The following is a 10,286-nucleotide window of genomic DNA, read 5'->3' as shown; positions in this document are numbered from 1 at the left end:
AGGACGGGAACACGGACGGAGGCCTCACCGCCCCGCCTGCAGCGCACCGCCCGCCCTGTCATCCGCGACGCGGCCCCCTCCCGCACTGCGCGAGGCGGCGCCGCACGACACTCCGCGACGTGCCCCCGCCCGCACCCCGCGAGGCCGCCCCTCGCCTCGCGAACCGCGAGCACCGCCCGGGACACCTCGGCGAGCCTGTGCCGCGCCCCGGCGCACGGCTCCGCGCAGCGGTACTCTGACCAGGCCGCATCCACCTGTTCGGAAGGACACCCCATGCCGCTCGAAGCCGGCCTCCTGGAGATCCTCGCCTGCCCGGCCTGCCACGCCCCGCTCAAGGAGCAGGAGAGCGAGCTGGTCTGCACGGGCGCGGACTGCGGCCTGGCCTACCCCGTCCGGGACGGCATCCCCGTACTCCTCGTCGACGAGGCTCGCCGCCCCGCGTGAGCGGAGCGGCCGCCCGGCACGAGCACGGCCGCCTCGCAGGAGCCCAGAGGCGCGGCGTTCGTGCCCGCGGTGCCACCCGCGAGGCACACGCAGGCGACAACCCGGCGAGGTCCGGGTAGAAGACACCTGACGGGTACGGACGCGCGGCCCACACCGCGCCCGTGAAAGCGACCATCCGGCGACACCCGCGCAAGCGACCCCCCGGTGATCGGAGGCTGCCGACCCCATGCTCGACGAATCGCTGCTCGACGACCCCGAAGCGCTCGCCCGCGCCGACCGGCGTGCGCTGCTGCGCGGCGCCGCCGAGGCCGGTGCCCGGGTGCGCACCGCCGTCCGGCACGCCGCGGAGGCCGGGATCCCCGATCTCAAACCGGACGGCCGCCCACGCGCCCTCCTGATCGCCGGTCCGGGCCTGGCCGCCACCGGCGTCGCCGAACTGCTCGGCACACTCGGCGGCCCGAGCTGCCCCGTCACCCGGCTGACCCCGAGCGGCGTCGCCCCCGCCGCGGGCGCGCTGCGCTGGGAACTGCCCGGCTGGGCGGGCCCGGTCGACCTGCTGCTCGTCGCCACACCCGACGGCACCGAGCCAGGTCTCGAACTCCTGATCGACCAGGCGTACCGGCGGGGCTGCACCGTGGCCGCCGTGGCGCCCGCCGGCTCCCCGCTGACCGAGGCGGTCGCGGGCGCGCACGGCCTCTTCGTCCCGATGGCGTCCGCCCCGTACGAACACGACGAGCCCCTCGCGGCCTCCGCCCCGGGAGTCCTGTGGGCGCTGCTCACCCCGCTGCTCTCGCTCCTCGACCGCACCGGTCTCGTCTCCGCCCCGCCCGAGTCCCTGCAGAAGGTCGCCGACCGCCTCGACCACGTGGCCGAGCGCTGCGGTCCGGCCATCGCCGCGTACAGCAATCCCGCGAAGACCCTCGCGGCCGAGCTGGCCGAGGCCCTCCCGGTGATCTGGACCGAGGGCGCCTCCGCGGCCCCGGCCGGACGCCGCTTCACCGCCGCCCTCGCCGAGCTCGCCGGCCGCCCCGCGCTGACCGCCGAACTCCCGGAGGCGCTCGCCTCGCACAGCGTGCTGCTCGCGGGAGCCCTCGCCGCCGGCGCCGACCCGGACGACTTCTTCCGCGACCGCGTCGAGGAGGCCCAGGCCCTGCACGCGCGCGTGGTGCTGCTCCGGGACCGTCCGATCGGCGGCATCAGCGCGGCGCCCGCCGCCCGCGAGCTCGCCCTCAGCCACGACACCGCGATCAGCGAACTGGAACCCGAGGAGGGCGACGAACTGGAGACCCTCGCCGAACTGATCGCCGTCACCGATTTCGCCGCCGTTTACCTGGCGCTCGCTTCGGGGGCATGATCTTGTCTCCGGCGCCCTGATCCTCGTACGCGGAGAGACCTTCGTAGGCTGAGACCGGCACCGGCACCGCCCACGCGGAGCCGTGCCGTGCCCCTTCGTGCCTCCCGGTACGCGGAGACGGGCGTCGACCCCCGTGCGCGGAGGCAGGATCCGCGTCGTACCCGGAAGGAACCGCGGAGACTCGTATGGACCGCCTCGACAACACCATCCGCCCCTACGCCTGGGGTTCGACGACCGCCATCGCGCGGCTGCTCGGTGTGGAGCCGACCGGTGAACCGCAGGCGGAGATGTGGATGGGCGCCCACCCCGGTGCACCCTCGCGCACCGGGCGCGGCCCGCTCAACGAGGTCGTCGGCGAGGACCCCGAGCGGGAACTCGGCCGTGCCGCGGTCGCCAAGTTCGGTCCCCGCCTGCCGTTCCTGCTGAAGATCCTCGCCGCCGGCGCCCCCCTCTCCCTCCAGGTGCACCCCGATCTGGAGCAGGCCAGGGAGGGCTTCGAGGACGAGGAGCGCCGCGGTGTCCCGATCGACGCACCGCACCGCAACTACAAGGACGCCAACCACAAGCCCGAACTGATCTGCGCCCTCACCGAGTTCGACGGCCTGTGCGGCTTCCGGGCCCCGGGCGAGGCCGCCGATCTGCTCGCGGGCCTCGACGTCGACTCCCTCAAGCCGTACGTCGACCTGCTGCACGCGCACCCGGAGGACGCCGCGCTGCGCGAGGTCCTGACGGCGGTGCTGAGCGCCGACCCCGACGAGATGGCCCACACCGTCACCGAGACCGCCGCCGCCTGCGACCGCCTCGGCGGCGCCTACGCCCCGTACGCCGACCTGGCCCACCACTACCCGGGCGACCCCGGCGTCATCGCCGCCATGCTGCTCAACTACGTGCAACTGCAGCCGGGTGAGGCCCTGTTCCTCGGCGCGGGCGTCCCGCACGCCTACCTGAACGGCCTCGGCGTCGAGATCATGGCCAACTCCGACAACGTCCTGCGCTGCGGCCTCACCCCCAAGCACGTCGACGTCCCCGAACTCCTGCGCATCGTCCGCTTCGAGGCGACCGACCCCGGCGTCCTGCGCCCGGAGGCGTCCCCGGACGGCGAAGAGGTCTACGCGACCCCCATCGACGAGTTCCGGCTCTCCCGGTACGTCCTGGCGGAGGGCGCCGTCCCGCACGACCTCACCCGCGAGACCCCGCAGATCCTCCTCTGCACGGCGGGCACCGCACTCGCCGGCCACATCGCGTTGGCCCCCGGACAGTCCGTCTTCGTCCCGGCCGGCGAAAAGGCCGAAGTGTCCGGGAACGGCACGATCTTCCGCGCGACAGTGGTGGCCTGACAGGGCATCCTCGGTGTCCTGGGCCCCTCGTCACGGTGGCCAGCCGCACCCCTGTGGCACCGGGCTGCAACAATGGCCCACCGCAAAGGGCGGGCAAAGCCCGGACCGGGGTACGAGGGTACGGACCGGGACCCGGACGGCGTACGAAGGGACAGCAGGAGCACATGAGCGCTTCAGGCGGCACCAAAGCGATCGTGGCGGCACTCGGCGCCAACCTCGCGATCGCGGCATCGAAGTTCGTGGCGTTCGCCTTCAGCGGCTCGTCCTCGATGCTCGCCGAGGGCGTCCACTCGCTCGCCGACTCCGGCAACCAGGCACTCCTGCTCATAGGCGGCAAGAAGGCGCAGCGCGAGGCGACCCCGCAGCACCCCTTCGGCTACGGCCGCGAGCGCTACATCTACGCCTTCCTCGTCTCGATCGTCCTCTTCTCGGTCGGTGGCATGTTCGCCGTCTACGAGGGCTACGAGAAGATCAAGCACCCGCACGAGCTGGAGCACTGGTACTGGCCGGTGGGCGTCCTGGTGTTCGCCATCATCGCGGAGGGCTTCTCCTTCCGTACGGCCATCAAGGAGTCCAACGAACTGCGCGGCGGGCTGTCCTGGGCGCAGTTCGTCCGCCGCGCCAAGGCCCCCGAGCTGCCGGTGGTCCTCCTGGAGGACTTCGGCGCGCTCATCGGTCTCGTCCTCGCCCTCGGCGGTGTCGGCCTGGCCCTGCTCACCGGCGACGGCGTCTGGGACGGCATCGGCACGGTCTGCATCGGTGTCCTGCTCATCCTGATCGCCCTGGTCCTCGCGGCCGAGACCAAGTCCCTCCTGCTCGGCGAGGCCGCGGGCGTCGAGGACGTCAAGAAGATCGAGGCCGCGATCGTCGACGGCCACACGGTCACCGGCGTCATCCACATGCGCACGCTCCACCTCGGCCCCGAGGAGCTGCTGGTCGCCGCGAAGATCGCCGTCGAGCACGACGACACCGCGGCCCAGGTCGCCTCCGCGATCGACGCCGCCGAGGCCCGTATCCGCACCGCCGTCCCGATCGCCCGCGTGATCTACCTGGAGCCGGACATCTACAGCGAGGCCGAGGCGGCGAAGGGCGCCGACCCCGAGGCGACGCCCGGCGGGCCGGCCCACCCGGTCGAGCACTGACCCTCGCCCCTACGGTGCCGGGCCCGCCCGGCACCGGGGCCACCGGACGCTCGCACGCCGCGGGGCCCGCCTGAGATCCCAGGCGGGCCCCGCGGCCGTTCGCGTCCGGCTCTTCCCGTCTCCGCGTCTCTTGGACGCCTCTGTTACTCGGCGTTCCTCGGCCGGTCAGCCCATGCCCCCGGGCCACTCATGCCTGCGGGGCCACTCATGCCGCCCGGGCCACCCATGCCCCCGGGGCCGCCGTACACGGCCCACGGCGGCATGGGCGGCACGGCCCGGGCCCGCCGCCGTACGACGAACGCCGCGATCCCGATGCCCACGCCCGCCAGCGCGACGGGCACCCCGAGCACCCCGGCCCCCGCGAGCGCCAGGGGCAACGCCCGGTCCTCGGTCACCCGGGCCTGGACGGCACCGACGGGCACCGTCCCGCCGTGGTCGTCGGGGAAGAACCGGGAGTCCCGTGAGTTCAAGCGGTGATCACCGAGCAGGAACAGCCGGCCCTCGGGCACCTTCACGTCGTACCGCTGGTGTGTCCCGTCCGCGATCCCGTCCTTGGCGTACGGCTCGTCGAGCGGCTTCCCGTTCACCGTGATCCGCTCGTCCGCACCCTCGCCGTCACAGCACACCACCCGGTCGCCGCCGACCCCGATGACGCGCTGCAGGACGCTGCCCGAGAAGGAGTACCGCTCCGGCGACCGGAACAGCACCACGTCACCACGCCGCACCTCGCTCCCGTCGATCCGCTCGAACACGAGCCGCTCGCCGACGGTGTACGTGGGCGCCATGCTGTCGCTGCGCACCTCAGTCGTCGTGAACGCCGTACGCGCGGCCAGAATCGACCCGAGCACCAACACCAGCCCCAATGGCCCCAACACCCACGCCGTGATCGTCAGCCCTCGCCCCTTGCGCACCGCGACACCCTCCAGCCCCACCCCGCACGGAATTTCCGCGCGCGCAGAGGCTAGCCGTCGCTCCGCCACGAGCGGTCACCGACCGCCCCCTCACCCTGGGCGGACATCCCCGACCACCTCCCCTCACCGGCCGGATCCGTACCCGCGCGGCCCCCGTCTGTCCGGAGGCGGACTGGGGCGAGCCCCGCCCACCGGTGTAGCTTTGTGGCTGAGCCAGACGTCGCTGCTGATGGCGGTCGGGCGGTCCCACCGCGGACCGGCCGAGGGAGAGAGGGCCTCCGACGGACTGCGCTGCGCGCACCGGGCACACCTGTGTCCAGCCGGGCATCCCTGTGCCCGTCGGCGCGCAGACCAGCCCTATCCACCTCGCCCCGATACCGAGGAGCAGCTCGCAATGACGACTGTCGACAACCGACAGGACTTCAAGGTCGCCGACCTCTCCCTGGCCGACTTCGGCCGCAAGGAGATCACCCTCGCCGAGCACGAGATGCCCGGCCTGATGTCGATCCGCCGGGAGTACGCCGAGGCGCAGCCCCTCGCGGGCGCCCGCGTCACCGGTTCCCTGCACATGACCGTGCAGACCGCCGTCCTCATCGAGACCCTGGTCGCCCTCGGCGCCGAGGTCCGCTGGGCCTCCTGCAACATCTTCTCCACCCAGGACCACGCCGCCGCGGCCATCGCCGTCGGCCCGAACGGCACGCCCGACAACCCGCAGGGCGTCCCGGTCTTCGCCTGGAAGGGCGAGACCCTGGAGGAGTACTGGTGGTGCACGGAGCAGGCCCTGAGCTGGCCGAACAGCCCCACCGGCGGCCCGAACATGATCCTCGACGACGGTGGTGACGCCACCCTCCTCGTCCACAAGGGCGTCGAGTACGAGAAGGACGGCAAGGTCCCCTCGGTCGACACCGCCGAGTCCGACGAGCACCGCGTCATCCTCGAACTCCTGCACCGCACCATCACCGACGGCTCGCAGAAGTGGACCCAGCTCGCCTCGGAGATCCGCGGCGTGACCGAGGAGACCACGACCGGCGTCCACCGCCTGTACGAGATGCACCGTGACGGCACCCTGCTGTTCCCGGCGATCAACGTGAACGACGCCGTCACCAAGTCGAAGTTCGACAACAAGTACGGCTGCCGCCACTCCCTGATCGACGGCATCAACCGCGCCACCGACACCCTGATCGGCGGCAAGACCGCCGTCGTCTGCGGCTACGGCGACGTGGGCAAGGGCTGCGCGGAGTCCCTGCGCGGCCAGGGCGCCCGCGTGATCATCACCGAGATCGACCCGATCTGCGCCCTGCAGGCGGCGATGGACGGCTACCAGGTCACGACCCTCGACGAGGTCATCGACAAGGCCGACATCTTCGTCACCACGACGGGCAACAAGGACATCATCATGGCCGCGGACATGGCCAAGATGAAGCACCAGGCGATCGTCGGCAACATCGGTCACTTCGACAACGAGATCGACATGGCCGGCCTCGCGAAGATCGACGGCATCGTCAAGGACGAGGTCAAGCCCCAGGTCCACACCTGGAAGTTCCCCGACGGCAAGGTCATCATCGTGCTGTCCGAGGGCCGCCTGCTGAACCTGGGCAACGCGACCGGGCACCCGTCCTTCGTGATGTCCAACTCGTTCGCGGACCAGACCCTGGCCCAGATCGAGCTGTTCACCAAGCCGGAGTCGTACCCGACCGACGTCTACACGCTGCCCAAGCACCTGGACGAGAAGGTCGCCCGCCTCCACCTCGACGCGCTCGGCGTGAAGCTGACGACGCTGCGCCCCGAGCAGGCCGCGTACATCGGTGTCGAGGTCGAAGGCCCGTACAAGTCGGACCACTACCGCTACTGAGCACCCCCGCCGAGCAGCGCCACCACCGCTCGGCGTACGGATGTCAGCAGGCCCTCGCCGTCACGGCGGGGGCCTGTCCCCGATGAGGACCTGAACGCCCATGCCCCGCGGCCGATATTCGCTCCATGATCCGCACGACCACACCCCCCTCGCCGAAGAACACTTCCACTGCGCGCCCGGCCCCTCCGGCTGGCGCTACGTCGCTCAACGCACCACCGCCTCGGACAGCGGGACCGCACCCGGCCCCCACCACAGCGAGGTCACCGGTTCCATTGACCTCGCCCTCGACGAACTCGGCCGGCCCATCCGTCTCGAACTCCACGCCGCGGGCTGGCAGGTCCGGGGCGCCGCCCTCGACGGTGTGACCTGGGTCCGCACCGACCCCACCGGCGCGGAGGCCACCGAAGGCAATGTCCGCGCGCACGCCTTCACCGGAACCTCTCCCGCGTTCCTCGTCGCCACCGCCCGTCTCCTTCGCCTCACCCCCTCGGCCTCGGCGACCCGCGTACGCCTCGTCGCCTTCACCGACCCCGTCCTCGCCCCGCGCACCCTCGACCAGTCCTGGGCCTTGATCGCAAGCGAAGCACACGCCACTGACAGCGGCCCTCTGGTCGTGGAGGAATACCAGGTCACAGCCCTGGACACGGGGGAACAGCACTCCGTGCACATCGCGGGAGACGTGGTCCTCGCGGCACCCGGCATCGAGCTGGAGCACCTCGAAACACCGCCGTCGGTGTTCACCTGACGACGATGTGTTCACCGGACGAAGGCGGTTCACCAGCCGGCCGCAGGTTCGTCCGACGCGACGCGTCCCGCCGCGGCCGGCTAGGCGGGCGGCACGAATCCCGTCGCGGGAGGACCTGCTTCCTGGTTCCGGTCGTGCCCGTCCCGGAGGTCAGGCCGGTCCGGCCGGTGGCCCTGAGGAACGGCGCCCGGTTGCGTCGGTCGCGGCGTCTGCTGCGGAGACACGTCCCGACCCCCGGCAGCCGCCGGCGCATACGGCTGGGGAGGGGCGTAGGACTGAGGAGCGGCAAAGGGCGGGGGAGCACCGTGAGGCCCGGCGCCCGGCGCCCGCACCGCGGGTCCGGGCACACCCGGAGCCCCGGCCGCGTATGCGCCGGCACCAGGCTGCGCGATCCCGGCCGCCCCACCACCGAACGTCCGCCGTACCTCCCGCGCCTGCCGCTCCTGCACCACCGCCGCCAGATACGCGGCCGGCGGCACACCCTGCGGCGCCGGAGTCCCCGTACGCGCGGCGACATCGGACGCCAGCCGCTCCGCCATCGCCCAGCCGACCTGCGGATCCAGCTGCTGCATCCGCGTCAGGTACTGACGGACGGCCAGCCACAGCCCGTCCGGAACGGCGGACAGGTCGAGCTCGGCGAACCGTCCCGCGAGCCACGGCGGCGGCGGAGGCACGTAGGGCATGTGCCCCACCGGGATCCGCTCGCGGACCACCAGGGTCCCCGCGAACACGTCACCCAGCCGACGCCCCCGCGCCGACACCAGCGAGGCGATGCACGCGACGATCCCGAACGTCATAAGGATCTCGACCACACCCACAGCCCCGCGCACCAACGCGTGCCGGAACCGGATCGGGCCCCCGTCGTCACGCACCACCCGCAAGCCGAACGCCAGCTTCCCCAGCGAACGGCCGTGGCTCAGCGTCTCCACCGCGATCGGCCCGCCCACCAGCACCAGCACGAAAGCGGCGATCGAGACCGCGATCTGCGCCGCGTCGTCCAGCGTGGCCGTCGACGCGATCAGACCGATCGTCACGACGACATAGACGGCGATCGCCACCGCCAGGTCCAGCAGCACGGCCAGCGCCCGGCTGGGCAGTTTGGCGGGGCGCAACTCCAGCGCGACCGCCTCACCCGTCACTAGCTCACTCACGCCCGCCGTCCTTCCCCTGGCCTGCCCCGAGAACGGCCAGTCTGCCAAGCTGAGGTCACATCGCGCCGCAGTACCACCAGCTGACCCCCACGACGAGCAGCCGAGGAGCAGCCAACCCGATGGACCTCGACGTCTTCGTGTCCGCCCACCGCGCCGAGTGGGACAGGCTGGACGCCCTGCTGCGCCGCCAGCGCCGCCTGAACGGAGCAGAGGCCGACGAACTCGTCGCCCTGTACCAGCGCACCGCCACGCACCTCTCCCTGATCCAGTCCAGCGCCCCGGACCCGCAGCTCACCGGCCGCCTCAGCCAACTGGTGGCACGCGCGCGCAGCGCGGTGACGGGCACCCGCCGGGCATCCTGGCGCGACGTCACCCGGTTCCTGACGCACGGTTTCCCGGCGGCGGTCTACCGCTCGCGTCACTGGTGGGTCCCCACGGCTCTCCTGTCCATCCTGGTCGCGGCGCTCCTGGGGTGGTGGATCGGCACTCACCCCGAGGTCCAGTCGTCCATCGCGGCGCCGAGCGAACTGCGCGACCTCACCCGCCCCGGCGGCCAGTACGAGACGTACTACTCCAGCCACCCCGCCGCCTCCTTCGCGGCCCAGGTGTGGACGAACAACGCGCAGGCCGCCGCGATGTGCCTGGTCCTGGGCGTCTTCCTGGGCATACCGGTGCTCTGGATCCTCTTCCAGAACATGCTCAACCTCGGCGTCGGCATCGGCCTCATGTCCTCCGCCGGCCGCCTCGACACCTTCCTGGGACTCGTCCTCCCGCACGGCCTTCTCGAACTGACCGCCGTCTTCGTCGCCGCGGGCACCGGGCTGCGGCTCGGCTGGACCGTGATCGATCCCGGCCCCCGGACGCGTCGAACAGCGCTCGCCGAGGAGGGACGAGCCGCCCTGGGGATGGCGATGGGCCTGGCGCTGATTCTGTTCGTGTCGGGAGCCATCGAAGGCTTCGTCACGCCGTCCGGCCTTCCCACCTGGGCCCGAATAGGCATTGGAATCGCCGCTGAGCTGGCGTTCCTCGCGTACGTCTATGTCCTGGGCGGACGCGCGGCACGCGCCGGCGACACGGGCGACGTCGAGGAGTCCGAGCGCAGCGCGACACTACCGACGGCCGCCTGATGTGCGGACACCCCCGCTGACCTGCTAGTCTCCTCTTCGCCCCACAGGAGCCGTTGACACGGAACCAGCGGGGAGGTAGATTCGAACAGTTGCCTAGAACTGGACATGTGCCGGTGGCAGCAGCTAGTCTCTGCTTGCTTCTCGAGAACATCGATTTCGAAGAAGCCACCCCCGATGATTCAGAAATGGCCGCCGGTCAGTCCGGCCCAAAACTTCTGATAAA

Annotated in this window: 9 protein-coding genes; 7 read left to right on the top strand and 2 right to left on the bottom strand. The window is 71.9% G+C overall.

Annotated features, from left to right (window positions below; all coding sequences use genetic code 11):
* Window positions 1-273 precede the first annotated feature (273 nt).
* From BKI49_RS14920 to BKI49_RS14905, 4 genes are all read left to right on the top strand, one after another.
* Window positions 274-444, top strand: a complete 171-nt coding sequence (locus tag BKI49_RS14920) for a Trm112 family protein (protein ID WP_095934758.1) — start codon at window positions 274-276, stop codon at window positions 442-444.
* A 226-nt stretch (window positions 445-670) separates the two neighbouring features.
* Window positions 671-1,798 (top strand): SIS domain-containing protein, encoded by a 1,128-nt coding sequence (locus tag BKI49_RS14915; protein ID WP_095934757.1) that lies wholly within the window; start codon window positions 671-673, stop codon window positions 1,796-1,798.
* Window positions 1,799-1,983: 185 nt separating this feature from the next.
* Window positions 1,984-3,135 carry a mannose-6-phosphate isomerase, class I gene (manA, locus tag BKI49_RS14910; protein WP_095934756.1) on the top strand — a complete coding sequence of 384 codons (1,152 nt, stop codon included), beginning with the start codon at window positions 1,984-1,986 and terminating at the stop codon, window positions 3,133-3,135.
* A 164-nt stretch (window positions 3,136-3,299) separates the two neighbouring features.
* Entirely contained in the window at window positions 3,300-4,277 is a 978-nt protein-coding gene (locus BKI49_RS14905) for a cation diffusion facilitator family transporter (RefSeq protein WP_095934755.1), read from the top strand.
* 143 nt (window positions 4,278-4,420) lie between these two features.
* Here the strand turns inward: BKI49_RS14905 and lepB are convergent, their stop codons facing one another.
* A complete protein-coding gene (gene lepB / locus BKI49_RS14900) occupies window positions 4,421-5,188 on the bottom strand; it encodes a signal peptidase I (protein ID WP_095934766.1) in 768 nt (255 codons plus the stop codon).
* Window positions 5,189-5,582: 394 nt separating this feature from the next.
* On the opposite strand from lepB, the gene ahcY reads away from it, so the two are divergent.
* Both ahcY and BKI49_RS14890 read left to right on the top strand, forming a co-directional pair.
* Complete coding sequence (gene ahcY / locus BKI49_RS14895; protein ID WP_095934754.1) at window positions 5,583-7,040, top strand: adenosylhomocysteinase; 1,458 nt, start codon at window positions 5,583-5,585, stop codon at window positions 7,038-7,040.
* 100 nt (window positions 7,041-7,140) lie between these two features.
* Window positions 7,141-7,785, top strand: coding sequence for a hypothetical protein (locus tag BKI49_RS14890; protein WP_095934753.1), 645 nt, complete (start codon window positions 7,141-7,143; stop codon window positions 7,783-7,785).
* 80 nt (window positions 7,786-7,865) lie between these two features.
* Here the strand turns inward: BKI49_RS14890 and BKI49_RS14885 are convergent, their stop codons facing one another.
* Window positions 7,866-8,936 carry an RDD family protein gene (locus tag BKI49_RS14885; RefSeq protein ID WP_095934752.1) on the bottom strand — a complete coding sequence of 357 codons (1,071 nt, stop codon included), beginning with the start codon at window positions 8,934-8,936 and terminating at the stop codon, window positions 7,866-7,868.
* 119 nt (window positions 8,937-9,055) lie between these two features.
* On the opposite strand from BKI49_RS14885, the gene BKI49_RS14880 reads away from it, so the two are divergent.
* The gene (locus tag BKI49_RS14880; RefSeq protein WP_095934751.1) at window positions 9,056-10,063 is read left to right on the top strand and encodes a stage II sporulation protein M; all 1,008 of its coding nucleotides are present in this window, start codon (window positions 9,056-9,058) and stop codon (window positions 10,061-10,063) included.
* Window positions 10,064-10,286: the final 223 nt, after the last annotated feature.

The sequence above is a fragment of the Streptomyces sp. Tue6028 genome (assembly GCF_002300165.1).
Lineage (GTDB): Bacteria > Actinomycetota > Actinomycetes > Streptomycetales > Streptomycetaceae > Streptomyces > Streptomyces siamensis.
Note: the sequence above shows the minus strand (reverse complement) of the source record. Positions and strands in the feature narration are given on the sequence as shown.